Annotated in this window: 17 protein-coding genes and 1 riboswitch; of the genes, 1 reads left to right on the top strand and 16 read right to left on the bottom strand. The window is 36.6% G+C overall.

From position 1 onward, the window contains the following. Nucleotides 1-272: 272 nt before the first annotated feature. From sdhB to H9655_RS01215, 3 genes are all read right to left on the bottom strand, one after another. Entirely contained in the window at nucleotides 273-1,046 is a 774-nt protein-coding gene (gene sdhB / locus H9655_RS01225; protein ID WP_191810118.1) for a succinate dehydrogenase iron-sulfur subunit, read from the bottom strand. Nucleotides 1,047-1,077: 31 nt separating this feature from the next. Continuing rightward, nucleotides 1,078-2,829, bottom strand: coding sequence for a succinate dehydrogenase flavoprotein subunit (gene sdhA / locus H9655_RS01220; RefSeq protein WP_191810116.1), 1,752 nt, complete (start codon nucleotides 2,827-2,829; stop codon nucleotides 1,078-1,080). A 69-nt stretch (nucleotides 2,830-2,898) separates the two neighbouring features. Further along, complete coding sequence (locus tag H9655_RS01215) at nucleotides 2,899-3,507, bottom strand: succinate dehydrogenase cytochrome b558 subunit (protein ID WP_191810113.1); 609 nt, start codon at nucleotides 3,505-3,507, stop codon at nucleotides 2,899-2,901. A gap of 448 nt (nucleotides 3,508-3,955) precedes the next feature. Between H9655_RS01215 and H9655_RS01210 the strand changes: the two genes are divergently transcribed. Continuing rightward, a complete protein-coding gene (locus H9655_RS01210; protein WP_404826062.1) occupies nucleotides 3,956-4,432 on the top strand; it encodes a YslB family protein in 477 nt (158 codons plus the stop codon). Nucleotides 4,433-4,514: 82 nt separating this feature from the next. Here H9655_RS01210 and H9655_RS01205 read toward each other — a convergent pair whose 3' ends face one another. From H9655_RS01205 to zapA, 13 genes are all read right to left on the bottom strand, one after another. Beyond that, nucleotides 4,515-5,744 carry an aspartate kinase gene (locus H9655_RS01205; RefSeq protein ID WP_191810111.1) on the bottom strand — a complete coding sequence of 410 codons (1,230 nt, stop codon included), beginning with the start codon at nucleotides 5,742-5,744 and terminating at the stop codon, nucleotides 4,515-4,517. 154 nt (nucleotides 5,745-5,898) lie between these two features. Then, nucleotides 5,899-6,078: riboswitch (Lysine riboswitch) on the bottom strand. 69 nt (nucleotides 6,079-6,147) lie between these two features. Further along, entirely contained in the window at nucleotides 6,148-7,920 is a 1,773-nt protein-coding gene (gene uvrC / locus H9655_RS01200) for an excinuclease ABC subunit UvrC (protein WP_191810109.1), read from the bottom strand. 141 nt (nucleotides 7,921-8,061) lie between these two features. Continuing rightward, the gene (trxA, locus tag H9655_RS01195) at nucleotides 8,062-8,379 is read right to left on the bottom strand and encodes a thioredoxin (protein ID WP_191810107.1); all 318 of its coding nucleotides are present in this window, start codon (nucleotides 8,377-8,379) and stop codon (nucleotides 8,062-8,064) included. A 231-nt stretch (nucleotides 8,380-8,610) separates the two neighbouring features. After that, nucleotides 8,611-9,588 (bottom strand): electron transfer flavoprotein subunit alpha/FixB family protein, encoded by a 978-nt coding sequence (locus H9655_RS01190; protein ID WP_191810105.1) that lies wholly within the window; start codon nucleotides 9,586-9,588, stop codon nucleotides 8,611-8,613. Nucleotides 9,589-9,627: 39 nt separating this feature from the next. Then, a complete protein-coding gene (locus H9655_RS01185; protein ID WP_191810103.1) occupies nucleotides 9,628-10,401 on the bottom strand; it encodes an electron transfer flavoprotein subunit beta/FixA family protein in 774 nt (257 codons plus the stop codon). 214 nt (nucleotides 10,402-10,615) lie between these two features. Beyond that, nucleotides 10,616-11,389: an enoyl-CoA hydratase gene (locus tag H9655_RS01180; protein ID WP_191810101.1), complete on the bottom strand. Its 774-nt coding sequence runs from the start codon at nucleotides 11,387-11,389 to the stop codon at nucleotides 10,616-10,618. A 21-nt stretch (nucleotides 11,390-11,410) separates the two neighbouring features. Then, complete coding sequence (locus H9655_RS01175; protein WP_191810099.1) at nucleotides 11,411-11,998, bottom strand: TetR/AcrR family transcriptional regulator; 588 nt, start codon at nucleotides 11,996-11,998, stop codon at nucleotides 11,411-11,413. 235 nt (nucleotides 11,999-12,233) lie between these two features. Beyond that, entirely contained in the window at nucleotides 12,234-13,940 is a 1,707-nt protein-coding gene (locus tag H9655_RS01170) for an AMP-binding protein (RefSeq protein WP_191810096.1), read from the bottom strand. A 399-nt stretch (nucleotides 13,941-14,339) separates the two neighbouring features. After that, on the bottom strand, nucleotides 14,340-14,747 hold the full coding sequence (locus H9655_RS01165; protein WP_191810095.1) for a DUF350 domain-containing protein: 408 nt from the start codon (nucleotides 14,745-14,747) through the stop codon (nucleotides 14,340-14,342). A 76-nt stretch (nucleotides 14,748-14,823) separates the two neighbouring features. Continuing rightward, nucleotides 14,824-17,181, bottom strand: coding sequence for an endonuclease MutS2 (locus H9655_RS01160; RefSeq protein ID WP_191810093.1), 2,358 nt, complete (start codon nucleotides 17,179-17,181; stop codon nucleotides 14,824-14,826). A 39-nt stretch (nucleotides 17,182-17,220) separates the two neighbouring features. Continuing rightward, nucleotides 17,221-18,939 carry a DNA polymerase/3'-5' exonuclease PolX gene (polX, locus tag H9655_RS01155; RefSeq protein WP_191810091.1) on the bottom strand — a complete coding sequence of 573 codons (1,719 nt, stop codon included), beginning with the start codon at nucleotides 18,937-18,939 and terminating at the stop codon, nucleotides 17,221-17,223. A 173-nt stretch (nucleotides 18,940-19,112) separates the two neighbouring features. Further along, nucleotides 19,113-19,652, bottom strand: a complete 540-nt coding sequence (locus tag H9655_RS01150) for a CvpA family protein (protein WP_191810089.1) — start codon at nucleotides 19,650-19,652, stop codon at nucleotides 19,113-19,115. Nucleotides 19,653-19,660: 8 nt separating this feature from the next. Beyond that, complete coding sequence (gene zapA, locus H9655_RS01145; RefSeq protein ID WP_225230364.1) at nucleotides 19,661-19,924, bottom strand: cell division protein ZapA; 264 nt, start codon at nucleotides 19,922-19,924, stop codon at nucleotides 19,661-19,663. Nucleotides 19,925-19,985 lie beyond the last annotated feature (61 nt).

The following is a 19,985-nucleotide window of genomic DNA, read 5'->3' as shown; positions in this document are numbered from 1 at the left end:
TATTATTAATCTTTCAACAACTGAAATATACCAGTTTTTCTATGATTCGTGTTTATTTATAACAAAAATTCTACATTATTTGTCAAAAATAAGCGGAAAGTACTTTTTTTATTAATCAAATAATAGGTATTATGTTTTATTATTATGAATTTTCAGTACAAAAGACTCAATTTGATTAATAACATTGCTTTTTAAATGAAGATACATACGTTTAACTTTAATTGAATAAAAAAAACACTGAGGCTATAAGCCTCAGTGTTCTATAAAAGCTATTACACACGGTCACTTCCAAAGAAATTTTTGAAAGATTGTAATGTTGTATCACGGTTAAGCGCGGCAATTGATGTTGTTAAAGGAATACCTTTAGGGCAAGATTGCACACAGTTTTGTGAGTTACCACAGTTAGCAAGGCCACCGTCACCCATAATTTCCTCTAAACGATCTGCCTTATTCATTTCACCAGTTGGATGAGAGTTGAATAAACGCACTTGAGAAAGTGGTGCTGGTCCGATAAAATCAGATTTACTGTTTACATTTGGACATGCTTCTAAACAAACACCACAAGTCATACATTTGGATAATTCATAAGCCCATTGACGTTTTTTCTCTGGCATACGCGGTCCTGGACCTAAATCATATGTGCCATCAATCGGAATCCATGCTTTTACTTTTTTCAATGAATCAAACATGCGACTACGATCAACTTGTAAGTCACGTACAACCGGGAATGTTTTCATAGGTGCTAAACGGATTGGCTGTTCTAATTGGTCAATCAAGGCTGTACAAGATTGACGCGGCTTGCCGTTAATAACCATAGAACAAGCTCCACAAACTTCTTCCAAACAGTTCATGTCCCAAGTAATTGGTGTTGTATGCTCCCCTTTTGTATTTACCGGGTTTCTTCGAATTTCCATTAGAGCAGAAATAACATTCATATTTGGACGATAATCAAGTTCAAATTCTTCTACATAAGGATTTGAATCAGGACTATCTTGTCTTGTAATTTGAAATAATACTGTTTTAGACTTTACTGCTGCTTCTGACACGATTAATTACTCCCCTTTCATCGAGTTTTTCTTAATGTTTCTTTGTATAGTCACGTTTACGTGGCTTAATCAAGCTGATATCCACTTCTTCGTAATGGAATTGTGGCGCTGATTTGCCATCAACGAATTTAGCCATAGTTGTTTTTAAGAATTCATCATCATTTCGCTCAGGGAATTCTGGTTTGTAATGAGCACCGCGGCTTTCGTTACGGTTATATGCACCAATTGTAATGACACGAGCTAATTGAAGCATATTTTGTAATTGACGAGTAAACGCTGCCCCTTGGTTACTCCATTTTGCTGTATCGTTAATGTTGATATTTTCATATCTCTCTAACAATTCAACAATCTTAGCATCTGTTTTTAACAAACGATCATTATGACGAACAACTGTTACATTATCAGTCATCCATTCACCAAGTTCTTTGTGCAGGATATATGCATTTTCTGTTCCATCAAGAGACATGATTTTATTCCATTTCTCTTGTTCTTGTTGAACTGCACCTTCAAATAATGAAGAAGATAAATCTTCACTTGATTTTTCTAATCCTTCAATATATTCAAGTGCTTTTGGTCCAGCGACCATACCACCATAAATAGCAGAAAGTAATGAGTTAGCTCCAAGACGGTTACCGCCATGTTGAGAATAATCACACTCACCTGCAGCAAACAATCCAGGGATATTTGTCATTTGATCATAATCTACCCATAATCCACCCATTGAATAGTGAACAGCTGGGAAGATTTTCATTGGTACTTTACGAGGGTCATCACCTTGGAATTTCTCGTAAATTTCAATAATACCACCCAATTTAATATCTAATTCTTTCGGATCTTTATGTGAAAGATCAAGGTAAACCATGTTTTCACCATTGATACCTAGTTTTTGGTTTACACAAACATCAAAGATTTCACGTGTAGCAATATCACGAGGAACCAAGTTACCGTAAGCTGGATATTTTTCCTCTAAGAAATACCATGGTTTCCCATCTTTATATGTCCATACACGACCACCTTCACCACGTGCAGATTCACTCATTAGACGTAGTTTGTCATCCCCTGGTATCGCAGTTGGATGGATTTGAATGAACTCACCATTTGCATAGTAAGCACCTTGTTGATACACGATTGATGCGGCAGAACCTGTGTTAATAATAGAGTTAGTAGATTTACCAAAGATAATTCCTGGTCCACCAGAAGCCATAATGACAGCATCTGCTGAGAATGATTGGATCTCCATTGTTTGTAGGTTTTGTGCCACTACCCCGCGACAAACACCGTCATCATCAATGACAGTCCCTAAGAACTCCCAACCTTCATATTTTGTTACTAACCCTGCTACTTCGTGACGACGCACTTGCTCATCCAATGCATAAAGCAATTGTTGACCTGTTGTCGCACCAGCGAAGGCAGTACGGTGATGCTGTGTTCCGCCAAAGCGTCTAAAATCTAATAATCCTTCAGGTGTACGGTTGAACATAACACCCATACGGTCGAATAAATGTATAATGCCAGGTGCTGCTTCTGCCATCGCCTTAACTGGAGGTTGGTTGGCTAAGAAGTCACCACCATAAATTGTATCATCAAAGTGAATCCAAGGAGAATCCCCTTCACCTTTTGTATTTACCGCTCCGTTAATACCACCTTGGGCACAAACAGAGTGAGAACGTTTAACCGGCACTAAAGAAAATAATTCTACTTGTCCGCCAGCTTCAGCAATTTTAACAGTTGCCATCAATCCGGCTAATCCGCCACCGACAACAATAACCTTTCCTTTACCCATATCTGACTCACTCCCTTAATACTAATACCTCTAAAAACCGAACAAATTATAGAAAAATGTATGTATTCATTATACGAAAGCAAAAATAGCACGAATACCTACAATTGATAATGCGACAAAAATGACTAAAGTTACATAAGTTGAAATCAATTGTGATCTAGGAGATACTGTAATTCCCCAGCTTACCATGAATGACCATAAACCATTTGCAAAGTGGAAAATTGCAGATAATACACCAACGATGTAAAATACTAACATGAATGGGCTAGACAAAATATCAGCCATCATATCATAATTTACTTCAGCACCGAACATTGCTGCAATACGTGTTTCCCAAACATGCCATACGATGAAAATCAATGTAATTACACCGGTTACACGTTGAACAAAGAACATCCAGTTTCGGAAAAATCCGAATCTTGAAGTATTATTTTTTGCTGTAAATGCAATGTAAAGTCCGTAAATTGCATGATATAACAAAGGTAAGAAAATAATAAATATTTCTAGGAAATATCTAAAAGGAAGACTTTCCATGAAATGTGATGCGTTATTAAATGCCTCTTCTCCCCTAGTTGCAAAATGGTTCACTACTAAGTGTTGGATTAGAAAGACCCCAACAGGTATAACTCCAAGTAATGAATGCAATCTGCGATTAAAAAACTCTCGATTACCCGCCATAAGTTTACCCCCTTGAATTTGTAGCATGACACGCTGAATATGTACATAACAAATCCTTCGCATCACTAAGAAAATGCAAATCATTTTCAAAACATTTATATGACATGTCCATTTTACTCCCATAGCCCATAAGCGTCAAGAAAACGGATACAGATTTTGTCGATATTACGAAAATTTTTTCTATTCTACTTTCACCCAAAAAACCATTGATATAGTTTTTTCTAACTCTATTTTGCGGTATATTAAAATAGCTTAGAACGCGCAAAAATATTCATTTATTACGCATAAACATACATTTTTATCAGGGTATTATTAGTGTTAAGATTATTCCCATAATTTACACTAGCTTTACAAACTAAAAATTTTTCCCTTTTTACTGTACGTATTCGTTTTTTCCAAGTAAATTGTATATATTAGACTTTAAGAAAGAGGGGAGATTTAGCATAATATGCCATCTCAAGAAGCCCAAATAGAAGAAACCGAAAACATGACAGAACCAATCGAACCAAACAAAGAAGTGATTCCAGCCTTTGGTTATGAATTAATTAGAGAAGAACTTTTACATGATTTGCTAGGAAAAGACGCACCAGATATTTTATACTGGGCAGGCAAGAGACTAGCCCGTAAATATCCTCTTGAAACAGAAGAAGACTTATTCAGCTTCTTTATCGAGGCTGGCTGGGGAAACTTGACGAAAAACCTCGAAAACAAAAAAGAAATCCAATACGAGTTGACAAGCGAACTCATTCAAAAACGTTGTAAGGAAAAGGCCCATGCCACATTCCAGTTAGAAGCTGGTTTTATTGCTCAACAAATCGAACAGAAAAAAGAAGTGATTTGCGAAACTTTCGAGCACCCACGTAAAAAAGGGGGGAAGGTTCTCTTCACAGTCAAATGGGATAAAAAGGACAATATCCATACCTAATAAATAGGTAAACAGTAAACAAAAAAATCCAAACTTCATTCTATTAAGGCATTGGAATGTTGTTTGGATTTTCCTGTCTTATTTAATTTTTTACTAAATCCCCGGCTAAATCAAACGTTTGATGCAAAGCTTGAGCAGCATTTAACATATGCGCTTGGTCTATCACAGCCGAGACTTTTATTTCCGATGTACTGACCATTTTTACAACGATGTTATTAGCAGCTAATACATTAAACATCTCAGCTGCTACCCCTGGGTTTGAGATCATTCCAGAACCAACAATCGAGATTTTCGCCAATTGTGATTCCCATTCAATCTGATCATAACTTAATGCTTCTCGATTTTTTTCTAGTATTTTCACAGTCTCTGTAAGATCTTGGTTTTTAATGGAAAAAGATAAGCTTGATGATTTATCATCTGTGATACTTTGGATAATAATATCGACATTTATATGTTCTTTCGCTAAGAGTGAAAAGATGGATGAAAGGCTTATTAAAGGGTCTTTAATCCCTAGTACAGATACCCTTGTAATATCATCTTCAAAAGCAACCCCTCTAACAACTAAGTTCTCTTCCATTTCCGCAACCTCCTCAATTATTGTTCCTTCTTCTCTTTCCATACTAGAGCGCACTTCAAGCTTTACATTATAATTCTTTGCAAACTCAACTGCTCTAGGATGCAGAACGCCTGCACCAAGATTAGCTAATTCAAGCATTTCATCGTACGAGATAGATGGAAGCTTTCTTGCATTTTTTACATAACGAGGATCCGTTGTGAACACACCTGTTACATCGGTGTAAATATCACATTTATCCGCTTTTAATACTGCTGCAAGAGCCACTGCTGTTGTATCGGAACCACCTCGACCTAATGTGGTGATTTGGCCAGTCTCACTTAAACCTTGAAAACCCGCTACGATAACAATTCTCCCTTTTTTTAACTCTTGTGAAACAGGTTTTGTGTCAATATCAGTGATTCTGGCGTCGCCATGTACTGATTCCGTTTTAATCCCTGCTTGCCAGCCCGTAAAGGAAGTTGCCTCATACCCTTTTGCATTTAAAGCAATTGTTAATAAAGAGATCGTTACTTGTTCACCTGTAGATAACAACATATCCATTTCTCTCTTACTTGGAGCGGTTGATAATTCTTTTGCCATGCCAACTAATTGATCAGTCGTTTTGCCCATGGCCGACACAACAACAACGATATCATTACCATTATTTTTTTCTGCAATGACACGGTTGGCTACATTTTGAATATGATCAACCGAGCCTACGGAGGTTCCACCAAATTTTTGTACAATTAAGCCCACTTTTCTCCCCTACTTTCAAATCATTCGTTTCTATTTCCTGCCGCCTGTATGTACAACCAACACATTTCTACCCATATTCGGCATAAAAAAAAGCAATGAGATGAAACCCATCCCATTGCTGTGTAGTTAAACGTATGAACAATCTACGTACACACAGTGAGATAGCCCTCCAAGACAGATAGTCTTGACAATCCTGCATTTATTCAATGCAGAACCAGCGAAGAAAATATTGAGTCTTTCTTCACTTCGGCGAACATTCCCTTTCAAAGTCCTTCAACGAAGCTCAATCTTCTAAGGAACTTTTACTAATGAAGCTCGCACCTCTACCTTCACTTTCAAGTTAAAAAGTGATTTGATATAAAGTTAAAAACACTATACCATATTTGTTTTTTTCAGACAATAACTATTCATGTAACTTCTCATAAAGATCTTGTGCTACTTTTAGTGGTAAGCCAGATTCCCTAAGGTCTTCTACACTAGCTGATTTCATTTTTTTTACAGAACCAAATTCTTTTAATAACTGCTTTTTTCTTTTTTCTCCGATACCATCTATTTCATCAAGAAGTGATTGAAAAGCGCTCTTTCCACGTACTTGTCTATGAAATGTAATGGCAAATCGATGGACTTCATCTTGAATTCGTTGCAGTAAATAAAATTCCTGACTATTTCGAGCAAGAGGGATTATTGTTAATGGATTTCCGTAAAGGAGTTGAGATGTTTTATGCTTATCATCTTTGACTAATCCTGCTAAAGGAATATCTAAACCCAGTTCATTCTCAAGCACATCTCGCACGACTTCAACATGCCCTTTACCACCATCAATGATGATTAAATCTGGTAGAGGTAGCCCTTCTTTTAAAACCCGGCTATATCTCCGTCTCGTCACTTCCCTCATTGATTCATAATCATCTGGCCCTTTAACTGACTTAATCTTATATTTCCGATACTCCCTTTTTGCCGGCTTACCATCGATAAAGACAATCATAGCTGATACAGCATCGGTACCTTGAATATTGGAATTATCAAAAGCTTCAATGCGATAGGGTGTGTAAATCCCTAGCTCCTCACCTAAGCATTCAATTGCATTCACCGTTCTTTCCTCATCACGTTCAATTAGCGAGAATTTTTCTTTTAAAGCAATCTTTGCATTTTTATAGGCAAGTTTTACTAGTTCTTTTTTCTGTCCTCTTTGAGGAATAAATATTTTCACATCTAAAAGCTGCTCAGCCATCGTCACATCAACAGAGTCTGGCAAATATATTTCCTTTGGTTTAAAATGATTAGCTTGTTCATAAAAACGTCCGAGATAGGTGAGCATCTCTTCTTCCGGCTCATTATAGATTGGGAACATAGATACATCTCTTTCAATGAGTTTCCCTTGCCTTATAAAAAACACTTGGACACACATCCAACCCTTATCAACCGCATAAGCAAACACATCGCGGTCAGTAAAATCCGTCATCGTAATCTTTTGTTTTTCCATCGTTGTTTCAATATGAATCATTTTATCTCTGAAGTCTTTTGCTTTTTCAAACTCTAGCGCGGCAGACGCTTCCTCCATTTTCGTTAAGAGTTCTTTTTTGATTTCTTTATAACCACCATTTAAGAAGCGAGTAATTTCATCTGTCATCTGTTTGTATGTTTCTGACTTTACTTCATTCACACATGGAGCTAGACATTGACCGATATGGTAGTACAAACAAACTCTATCTGGTAAGGTGTTACATTTCCTTAAAGGATAAAGGCGATCTAATAATCTTTTTGTTTCATTGGCGGCCTGCACATTTGGGTACGGTCCAAAATATTTACCTTTGTCTTTTTTTACTTTTCTCGTGGTAATTAGTCTCGGATGTCTTTCATTTGTTAATTTAATAAAAGGATAACTTTTATCATCCTTTAACATAACATTATATTTGGGGTCATGCTTTTTAATTAAATTTAACTCTAATAATAATGCCTCCATATCGGAAGAGGTTACGATATATTCAAAATCATCAATTTCATTTACAAGCCTTAATGTTTTTCCATCATGTGAACCGGTAAAATAGGACTTAACCCGATTACGAAGCACTTTCGCCTTACCGACATAAATAATTGTCCCTTGGCGATCTTTCATTAAATAACAACCTGGTTGAGCAGGTAATAAAGATAATTTATTTTTTATATGATCATTCATAATGAGCTGTCACATCCATACCTAAAAAGAATATCATTGCAGGAGGAAATCAAACCCTTCTTACTGATTTTGCCATAATCGTACTGTAAAAAACCCCGATCTTCTTAGAGTAGAAGCCGGGGTTTGTTTTTATGGTACTTCTTATGCACCATGTTTTTGAAGCAATTCAACTAATGCTTCTTTTGGTTGGAAACCAACCACTTTATCTACTTCTTTACCATCTTTAAATACGATAAGAGTTGGGATGCTCATAACACCAAATTTACCAGCAGTTTCTTGGTTATCGTCAACATCAAGTTTAACGATTTTCACTTTATCTCCCATTTCTCCATCGATTTCCTCAAGAACTGGTCCAATCATTTTACAAGGTCCGCACCATGGTGCCCAGAAGTCTGCAAGGACTAGACCTGAACCAGTTTCAGCAGTAAAGTTTTGATCTGTTGCATGTGTGATAGCCATAATATTTATATTCCTCCTAATAAATAACTAAAAAATCTTATCGAAAGTATATCATCGATTAATAATGGATGCTATTATTTTGCTCGTATAGATTACCCATTTTTTTATTGTATCATACTGAACCTTTAAAAGGGATCCAATGTCTATTTTATTCATCATTCATCTTTTTGCCAACATAATAAAGAAGCGAGTAGTACAAGTCTACCCGCTCATATCAGATATAAACAAAAATTATGCATTTACAAGTAATTCTTTAAACTCTTTCGTTAGTAGTGGAAGGACTTCAAATAAGTCACCCACAATACCATAATCCGCTACTTTAAAAATATTCGCTTCAGGATCTTTGTTGATGGCAACAATAATCTTTGAATTGGACATGCCAGCTAAATGTTGAATTGCACCAGATATACCGCAGGCAATATAAAGATCCGGCGTAACCACTTTACCTGTTTGACCGATTTGAAGTGAGTAATCACAATAGTCTGCATCGCATGCACCACGTGAAGCTCCCACAGCACCACCAAGGACATCTGCTAATTCTTTCAACGGCTCGAAACCTTCTTCACTTTTCACACCGCGTCCACCAGCAACAATGACTTTCGCTTCAGAAAGGTCTACACCTTCTGTTGCTTTTCGTACAACTTCCTTAATGACTTGACGCAAGTTTTTAATTTCTACAGATAAAGATGAAACATCTCCAGTTCTACTTTCATCTTTTTCAAGTGGTGCGATATTATTAGGACGAATCGTAGCAAAAAGAAGTCCATCTGTTACAATTTTCTTTTCAAATGCTTTTCCAGAGTAAATCGGACGGGTAAAGACTAAATTACCACCCTCAACTTCTAGATCTGTTACATCAGAGATGAGACCGGATTCTAGCTTTGCCGCAATCCTCGGTGCAAGATCCTTACCTTGGGCAGTATGTCCGAAAATAATTCCTTCAGGATCTTCTTGATCAATAACGGCAAGTAAGGCTTGGGAATAACCGTCAGATGTATATTGTTTTAACTGTTCATCCTCTACTGTAACCACACGGTCAGCTCCATATTGAATGAATTCAGCTCCTAAAGCGCTTACAGAATCACCAAATAATACACCTACTACCTCTCCACCTTCAGCAGATGTTTTTGCTGCAGCAACTGCTTCAAAAGAAACATTACGCAATGAACCTTCTCTTACTTCACCTAGTACTAAAACTTTTCTAGCCATTATTATACCCCCAACGTTTTTATTCTTTTATGCTCGTTATTAGACAACTTTTGCTTCGTTATGAAGTAGACCGACTAATTCTTTTACTTGATCTTCTAATTCACCTTCAAGCACTTTTCCGGCTTCTTTTTTCGGTGGTAGGGAAATTTCGATTGTTTTTGTTTTCGCTTCTACATCATCTTCGTCTAAATCAAGATCGTCTAATTCAATTTCGTCTAAAGGTTTTTTCTTTGCTTTCATAATTCCGGGTAAAGAAGGGTAGCGCGGTTCATTTAAACCTTGTTGTGCAGTGACAAGCAATGGTAAAGAAGTCTCGATTACTTCAGAATCACCTTCTACATCACGAACAACTGTAGCTGTTGTACCTTCAATATCTAATTTAGTGATGGTTGTGATATAAGGTATAGCTAATAATTCCGCGACACGTGGGCCAACTTGACCTGATCCACCATCGATTGCTACATTCCCACCAATAATTAAATCAACCTCTTTATCTTTAAGGAATTCAGCTAAAATTTTTGATGTCGTAAACTGATCTCCTTCTTCGACGTCATCTTCTGTATTGATCAGTACTGCTTTATCAGCACCCATCGCTAATGCTGTACGAAGTTGTTTCTCCGCTTCTTCTGTCCCAACAGAAACAACCGTTACTTCACCACCATGTGCATCACGAACTTGGATTGCTTCCTCAATTGCATATTCATCGTAAGGGTTGATGATGAATTCTGCTCCATCTTCATTAATTTTGCCGCTTGAGATTGTGATCTTTTCTTCTGTATCAAATGTTCTTTTCATTAGTACATAGATGTTCATGGTTTCGCCTCCTAATTTTACAAACATTCCATTGCTTCATAAGATTTTGACAAATAAAACTAAATTGTTGACTGAGCGTATGCTCAGTCTTACAATAACCTATTCCCAAAAAAACTTTTCAAATCGATTATTTTTTTAAACAATTTGAATTATTAAATCTATTATAATAGATTATAAACAAAATTGGTAATGAAAAACGTTTATATTTAAAAAATTATTTTCCTGAGAAAACTGGATTTCGCTTTTCAACAAAAGCAGAAATACCTTCCTTCGCATCTTCACTTACGAAAACTTGACCAAAAAGCTCTGCTTCTTTTTTCACTCCATCATAATAGCGGTTGGATTTACTATAATTCAGTAATTCTAATGCTGCACCGACAGATACTGGGCTCTTTTTGGCGATTTTTTGTGCCATTGCGTAGGCATTTTCTAACAGTTCCTCTTCAGGGTAAGCATGATTGGCCAGACCGAGTTGTACAGCTTCTAGCCCAGTTATTGGATCACTGGTTAAAATCATTTCAGCTGCTTTTGCCGTTCCTACATATCGAGGTAAACGTTGTGTACCAGCAAATCCAGGAATTAATCCGAGCTGCAATTCTGGTAGTCCCATTTTTGTATTTTCTGCAACTAAGCGAATATGACAACTCATTGCAAGTTCCAAACCTCCACCTAAAGCTGCACCATGAATGGCTGCAATAATAGGTTTCTTGAAGGTTTCAATTCTCTCAAAGAGCCCTTGTCCATTTTCTGCTAATTGCGAAAAACCTTCATCATTCTGGATAGAAGTAAACTCTTTAATATCTGCTCCAGCAGAGAAAAAGCGGCCTTCACCATGAATGAGAATCGCCCTAATATCTTGATTTGGCTCGATCTGATCCAGTACTTCACTTAATTCTTCAATCAACCCAGATGATAGTGCATTGGCAGGAGGGCGACTAATGGTAATTGTTGCAATTTCATTATCAATCTTCCAATTTAAGTATTCCACTTTTTCTTACCTCCATTATTTTTAATTACTGCTTTTGCAACCACTAATTAAAAGACGATGAACTTCAGGTGCTAACGCAGTTAAATCATATTTTTGATCATTCATCACCCATGTTGTTGCCGTTTCATCCATTGTCCCAAAGATCATCTGTCTAGCTAATCGGACATCAAGATTACTAGCAAACTCACCCGTTTTTTTCCCTTCGAGTAAGATTGAATCGATTAAGCCTAAATAACCTTTTAAGATTGCATTAATTTTTTGCCGTAAATCGATATTGGATTGTCTTAGTTCTAATTGTGTCACGATAGCTAAATGTTTGTCTTGAGATAAAATATGAAAGTGGGTTTCGACCATCATTAATAACTTCTCTGCTGCTCTTACTTTTCCTGCTATTTTCTCCTCAATCATTTCAACAAAGTGACCCATTTTGTTTTCAAAGAGGGAAATTAAGATATCTTCTTTGTTCTTAAAATATAAATAAATCGTCCCATCAGCCACGCCTGCCTGTTTAGCAATCTTTGAAACTTGTGATTGATGGTAGCCATTCTCAGCAATGACTATCACTGCTGCATCAATAATTTGTCTATATTTTGGTTTGTTCTTCTTCAAAATCATTCTCCCCCTATATCACTCTTGCGCCTAACAAAGAGTATACCGGAATGGAGATACTCGTTTCCACCTAATCAACAGAACAACCATTCCGAATGATAAAAAATGAATGAATAGTCATTCATAAAATTATATTATTATCTAATGATTGTTCTGTCAAGAATCTTTGCATAATTATTATGTTTTTAAGTTGGACAAGCTCTAGGATTCAAAAAGAATGAGCCACATGGCCCGATTATTTTATCGCCTCATTTTGCTCTTCAGCAAATTTCTTTTTATCTTCCTCAATTAAAGATCTTCTTAGGATTTTTCCTACTGCTGTTTTAGGTAGTTCTTCACGAAATTCATAAATTCTCGGTACCTTATAAGCAGCCAAATGTTTTCTAGCAAACTGATTTAGTTCATCTTCTGTAATATTGGCACCTTCTTTTTTAACAATATAAGCTTTCACTGTTTCTCCGCGGTAAGGGTGCGGCACGCCAGCTGCTACTACTTCCTGGACACCTTCATGTTCATATAACACTTCTTCTATTTCTCTAGGATATATATTAAATCCACCGGCTATAATCATATCTTTCTTACGGTCAACTACATAAAAATAGCCGTTTTCATCCATATACCCCAAATCTCCTGTTAATAACCAACCGTCTTTTAAAGTTTGTTCGGTATCGTCCGGACGGTTCCAATAGCCTTTCATGACTTGTGGACCTTTCACACAAATCTCACCAATTTCACCAACAGGTAAAAATTCGCCATTTTCAGTAGACATAATTTTTGCATCAGTATCGGGCCAAGGTATACCAATACTACCTTTCACTCTCGGTTCATCCCAAAGGAAATTAGCATGTGTCACAGGTGAAGATTCTGTTAGCCCATATCCTTCTACTAATTTACCGCCAGTGATTTCTTCAAATTTTTGTTGAACTTCAACAGGTAGTGCAGCTGATCCACTAATACAGGAATCGATCGAAGAAAGATCAAATTCTTTAATTTTGGGGTGATTCAATAATCCAATATAAATGGTCGGAGCACCTGGGAAAAGTGTTGGCTTTTGCTTTTCAATCGTCTTCAAGGTCGTTTCAACATCAAACTTTGGAAGCAAAACCATTTTGTTGGCTTCCATAATCGTTAAGATCATAACCGTTGTCATACCATATACATGGAAAAACGGCAGTATACCTAGAATAATCTCTTCGCCTTTTTTCGTTTGATATAGCCATGCTTTACACATCGCAGCATTGGAAACTAAATTTTTGTGGGTAAGCATAACTCCTTTCGGAAATCCAGTCGTCCCACCGGTATATTGTAATAGTGCTAAATCTTCATTAAATTCTATATCATATGTTTGAACTGGTTTTACTTCACCTTTTAATATTTCTGTTAATAAATGATAATTGCCTTCGTGTCTAACATTGACTGATAAGCCATATTGCTTTTTCTGGATAAATGGATACACAATATTTTTTGGAAATGGTAAAAAGTCTTTGATAGCGGTTACAATTACATGTTTCAATTCGGTTTGCGGTAGTATTTTAGTCACTCTCGGAAAAAGTATATCCATTGTGATAATAGCAATCGCTCCTGAATCCTTCATTTGGAATTCAAGTTCTCTTTCCATATAAAGTGGATTTGTTTGGACGACCACTCCTCCTGCGAATAGAACACCATAATAGCTTATGACTGACTGCGGGGTATTAGGTAACATGATAGCCACTCGATCGCCTTTCGTTATTCCGATGCTTTGCAAGTAACCTGCAACTTTTAGCGCAGATTCATAGACATAACGATACGTAAACTCTTTACCCATAAAGTGAATGGCTTTTTTTTCAGGGAACTCATTTGCGGCATTAACTAAAAACTCCTGAACGGGCTGTTCTGGATAATCAAGTGTTGATGGGATTTCATTAGGGTACAGCTTCAGCCACGGTTTTTCTTCAGACATTTACGACCCTCCCCAAATATTATATTTTTAGAACATTTAAAATTGTTCACCTTTTATTATAATATACACTTGTAAGCAAAACAAATGGAAATTAGATAAATCTGTGCCTTATTTACTAAAGGCGCCTCTTTATACAAGTCCATTTATCTTATGCTAAATAGCATAAACCATAGCCACCATGAAGGAGGAAGAACGGTTGTATAGTAAGTAAAAGTTTGGCGGTACTTTTACTGTAAATAAAAAACTAGACAACTATTCGCTGTATGGCGCATACGAATAATTGTCTAGATGTAACGAATAAATCAATACCTTTATATCATAAAGATGATGCCCGCTAAGATAAATAATACGCATAATACAAGTAATATTTTTGCTAATCTCTCCATTCAATTACGCTCCCTAAGATATGCTTGCACCGATAATATAAGAAATTCCGATTGATAATATCATAGATATCAGTCCAACAGCGATATTATTATTTTGTATTTCATCATCTACTTTTATATTCGGACTCATGAATTCAAAAACAAAATAAGCGATTATCAATAAAATAAAACCGAACACGCCCCAACCAATCATGACAAGTAAATGATCATTATGCATAATTGAATGACGAAACACATTGGCTATCCCAAATATCTTACCACCCGTAGCCATTGCCACAGCAACATTTCCTTTTTTAATCTCTTCCCAATTCTTATACTTTGTTACTAGCTCAAATACTGCTAAAAAGACAATCATACATAGAATAACCACACTAAAGTAGGCAGCGGTATGAACAAATTCATTCTCCCAAAACTGATTCATTTTAAGTTCTCCCCACAATTTTTTAATGAATTCTTTTCGCACTTACATGTTTTTCATTCATGTGTAAAGACAATCATTATTTAAATTCTACCACAGTGACACCTGTTCCACCTTCACCAGCTTCACCAAAACGAATAGACTTGACGGAACGGTGATTTCGTAAATACTCTTGTACACCTTGCCTTAGCGCCCCTGTTCCTTTTCCGTGAATGATAGACACGCGCGGATAGGCTGCTAGAAGAGCATCATCAATATATTTCTCAACTCTCAAAAGAGCGTTTTCATATCTTTCGCCTCTAAGGTCAAGCTCCAAACTGACATGATAATCTTTTCCTTTTACAGTTGCCATCGGTTTTGTTTCTATCGGCTTAGGTGCTTTAATAAACTCTAAATCTTTTTCTTCCACCTTCATTTTTAAAATGCCGATCTGGACACTCCATTCCTTTTCAGCTAGTTTTTCTAATAGTTGCCCCTTTTGACCGAAACTTAATACCTTTACTTCATCTCCAGGCTGGAATTGATGCGTTTGATTGGCACTTTTTTTCTTTTGCTTCTTCACTATTTCAGGTGCGGCGTCAGATAGACGTTTTCTTGCTTCAATCAGTTCATGCTCTTTTACTTCTGCGTGTTTTTCTATGCGCATTTGTCTAAGTTCGCTAATAATGCTCTCTGCTTCTTCTTTCGCTTTCTCTACAATAGATGCAGCTTCTTCTTTTGCTCTTTGTTCTAACACATCTTTTTCTTCATAATAGGAGACCATTTGTTTTTGCAAATCTTTATGAAGCTTCTCAGCGTTTTTTAATAAGGCATATGCTTCTTCACGTTCTGCCTCCGCTTGCTTTTTACTACTTTCCAATGAGGCAATCATATTTTCTACTTTGTTACTATCAGCACTTATATATTCCTTGGCATTGGTAATGACACGCTCATTTAAACCAAGACGTCCTGAAATTTCAAAAGCATTACTGCGCCCAGGAACGCCAATCAATAATTTATAAGTAGGACTCAACGTTTCTACATTAAATTCAACACTGGCATTTACAACCCCTTCACGATTGTAACCATAAGCTTTTAACTCAGGATAGTGGGTTGTAGCAATGACTTTAGCCCCTCTGTTATACACTTCATCTAAAATAGAAATGGCTAAAGCTGCCCCTTCTTGGGGGTCTGTTCCTGCACCTAATTCATCAAAAAGGACTAAACTATTACCGTCCACTTTTTCTAAAATATCAACAATATTGACCATATGTGACGAGAAAGTACTTAAACTCTGTTCAATTGATTGTTCATCACCGATATCAGCATAAACAGCAGCAAATACAGCTACTTCCGACCCGTCTAAAGCAGGAATTTGTAACCCTGCCTGTGCCATCAATGTGGATAGACCAACTGTTTTTAATGTGACTGTCTTACCACCTGTATTTGGTCCCGTAATAACGATGGAAGAATAGTCTTCTCCCATCATTATGTCGTTCGCTACGACTTCATTAGCGGGTATCAGTGGGTGACGTGCTTTGAAAAGCTTAATATGACCTTTGTCATTTACAGATGGTTTGCTTGCCTTTATGCTCTTTCCATATCTTGCTTTTGTGAACATAAAATCCATCTCACCTAAAACATACACAATGGTCTGAAGCTCATTATTATACTCATTCGTTAATAATGATAGCTGAATAAGAATCTTCTCTATTTCTTGTTGCTCTTTTACTCTTATATTTTGTAATTCATTATTTAGTTGGACAATAGACTGTGGTTCAATAAATAATGTTTGTCCAGAAGAACTTTGATCATGAATAATTCCACCATAATGACCGCGATATTCTTGTTTAACAGGAATAACGAAACGATCATTACGAATAGTAATAATCGCATCAGAAAGCATTTTCTGTGCGCTAGACGAACGAATCATTGATTCTAATTTATCTCGTACCCGACTCTCTCTCGTTCTTAATTGTGTTCTTAATTGGCGTAAATTTTCACTCGCGCTATCAAGGACATCTCCATTTTCGTCAATACTATTTCTAATCGCCGTTTCTAGTTCAGCTAACACAATGATTTTTTCACTATAGTTGAACAAAATTGGTATTTCATTTTCTTCTTCATCAGCAAAATCTTCAATAAAACGCTTCATTTGTCGACTTGCATGAATCGTACTAGCTACTTGCATCAGTTCTTGGGGACTCAACATCGCACCAATCTTTGTTCGTTTTAAGTGAGGAGTAATATCAAAAATCCCCCCTAAAGGCACACTGCCTCTCATACGTAACACTTGAGCCGCTTCATCCGTTTCGTTTTGCAACTTAAGCACTTCAGAAAAGTCTGTTGATGGTACTAAGTCTTCCGCTTTTTTCCTCCCAAGACTTGAGGACACATAGGTTAAAAGCTGCTCTTTAACTTTATGAAATTCGAGCATTTTCAAAATTCTATCTTGCATGAGGTAATCCCCCTTCATTTCCGTATCTAACCGTTCTCTTTACTTATGATTCTTTAAAAACTGCAATAAATCATCAGCTTCAAATGTATTAAGCACTGTATCTTTTAATAACCATGCTTTCTTTGCAGCCGATACACCCACTTCCATATGATTGAGTGTTTCTATTTTATGAGCATCAGTATTAATGACAATCTTGACATCAGATTCTTGTGCTAATTTTAATGCTTCTGTTGCGAGGTCTAACCGATTTGGATTCGCATTTAATTCAAGTACAGTATTCGTTTCTTTTGCTAGTGCAATTAATTTCTCGATATTGACAGCATATCCATCCCGTCTCCCAATCAATCGACCTGTTGGATGGGCAATAATATCAACATGTGGGTTTCTCATTGCATTTTCTAATCGGTGCATAATCTGCTCTTCTGATTGTGAGAAAGCTGAATGAATAGAAGCAATGACAATATCCATTTCTTTCAGCACATCATCCTCATAATCTAGGGAACCATCCGGTAAAATATCCATTTCTATCCCTGATAAAACTTGAAAATCATCATATTGTTCGTTGATTTGGCGAATGATTTCTCTTTGTTTTAATAACCGCTCTTTTGTTAATCCATTAGCTACTTTTAAATATTGCGAATGATCCGTAATCGCCATATAACGATAGCCTTTTGTGCGACAGGCAGCAATCATCTCTTCGATTGAATTAGCACCGTCACTCCATGTTGTATGCATATGAAGATCGCCCTTGATATCTTCATTTTCGATAAGTGGCGTGTTTGCGGTATATGTTTCAACTTCCTGCCCGTCTTCGCGAATTTCAGGAGGAAACAAAGGTAAATCAAAATGAGCATAAAAATCTTTTTCTGATTGGAATGTTTTGATCGTTCCTTTTTCTATATCTTCAACACCGTACTCACTAATTTTTTCTCCGCGCTCCTTCGCCAATTGACGCATACGCACATTATGGTCTTTTGAACCAGTAAAATGGTGAAGTGTAGAAGCAAATTCTTCAGGTGTTACGATTCGGAAATCAACAGAGACATCATATTTGTATGCCAGCACTACAGATACTTTTGTGTCCCCTGCCGCAATCACTTCTTTAATCTCATCTAATTGTAAAAGTTGTTCTTTCACTGAAGCAGGCATTGTCGTTGAAATAATAAAGTCCAAATCTTTAATCGTCTCTCTCATTCTTCTAATACTACCTGCTCGAGAAAAACGGTCGATGTTATTAAATGATGATAAAAATCCTTCAATTTCCTCAGCAATCGGAAGCATAAAAGCAAGGGGCAGACGGTCTGGTCTTGTGCCCACATTGGCTAATGCTTCGAGAATTTTTTCTTCTGTTTTCTTCCCAAACCCGGCTAAAGCTTGTACTTGATGATTCATACAAGCCGTCTTTAAATCTTCAGCACTCTTAACCCCAAGCTCTTTATACAACTTAGCAATTTTTTTACCACCTAAACCCGGCAATTGCAAAAGTGGAATCAAACCTGCTGGTACTTCTTTCTTTAATTCATCAAGGACACTAGTTGTGCCTTCTTCTACAAACTCTGCGATTACGGTAGAAGTCCCCTTACCGATACCAGGTAAAGTCGTATAATCATCTATTTCATCCAACGTTAAATCACTTGTTTCTAAAGCCGTTGCTGCTTTACGAAAGGCAGCCGTTTTAAAAGGGTTTTCTCCCTTTAACTCCATATAAATAGCAATCGTTTCTAATAAATGAACAACATCCTTTTTATTAATTGTCATAAGTGTATCGCCTCATTTACATTCATATTTTCTTAGTCTTTCCCGTTTTCTTGCTACCTATAAAATCATACAATATTTCAATAGTTCTAGACAGTCTTGACCCTTAATGGTAGCCCCATCCAATAAAAGATTGGCTTCAAATAAAGAAAACTTCTCTTCCTAAGGTAGAGAAGTTAAGAAGCTACATAATCAATCCATAACTCTTTTATCTGCTGGGAAAACACTGGTGTATGCTCAATAATAAGGTTTGCCATAAACGAGCCGTCCAGAGTTGACTGCACACTATCTATTGGCAATAATGCTGCTATGTATAATAAGATAAACATGATAAGATAAACTTCTATAAATCCTATAATACTTCCAGCCCAACTGTTTAATTGTTTTAATATCGGAAAACTTGCGAGAAAATCTAGCATACTGCCGATAATTTGTAATACAATCTTAACTGCAAAGAAAATGATTGCAAATGCAATTGCGCGATAATAAGCTGTCTCTAAGTCTGTGTTACCTAAAATCGTTTCAAGCTGTGAGTTCCCGAAGTTCGGATATGGAATCCATAAGGTTAATTTAGGAGCTAACGGCTCATAATATAGTCTTGCCACAACAAAGGCGACAATAAAGCCTAATAGATGGATAGCTTGAAGAATTAATCCTCTTCGTAGACCTATGAAAAACCCGAAGATTAACATAATAATAATGGCAAGATCAAGCATAATTCGTGTCAGTCCTTTACTCTATTTAATTCTTCTTTAAGACGTTCTACTTCGTCTTTAAGTTTCAAATAATCGTTCATTGTGTTCACAGCTGTTAAAACAGCAAGTTTACTAATATCGAGCGAAGGATTCTTTGCACTAATATCTCTCATTGTTTCATCCACCATGGATGCAACTAAACGGATGTGGCTGGAGCTCTCCGTGCCGACAATTGTATACGGGATACCATATATATCAACCCTTGTCCGGTTTTTATCAGTATTTGACAACATGTAAGCCCCCATTCTGAAGAATCCTAAACATTATCATAACACGAACCATTTTTTGAGGGAA

The organism is Cytobacillus stercorigallinarum (genome assembly GCF_014836495.1).
Classification (GTDB): Bacteria; Bacillota; Bacilli; order Bacillales; family Cytobacillaceae; genus Cytobacillus; species Cytobacillus stercorigallinarum.
Note: the sequence above shows the minus strand (reverse complement) of the source record. Positions and strands in the feature narration are given on the sequence as shown.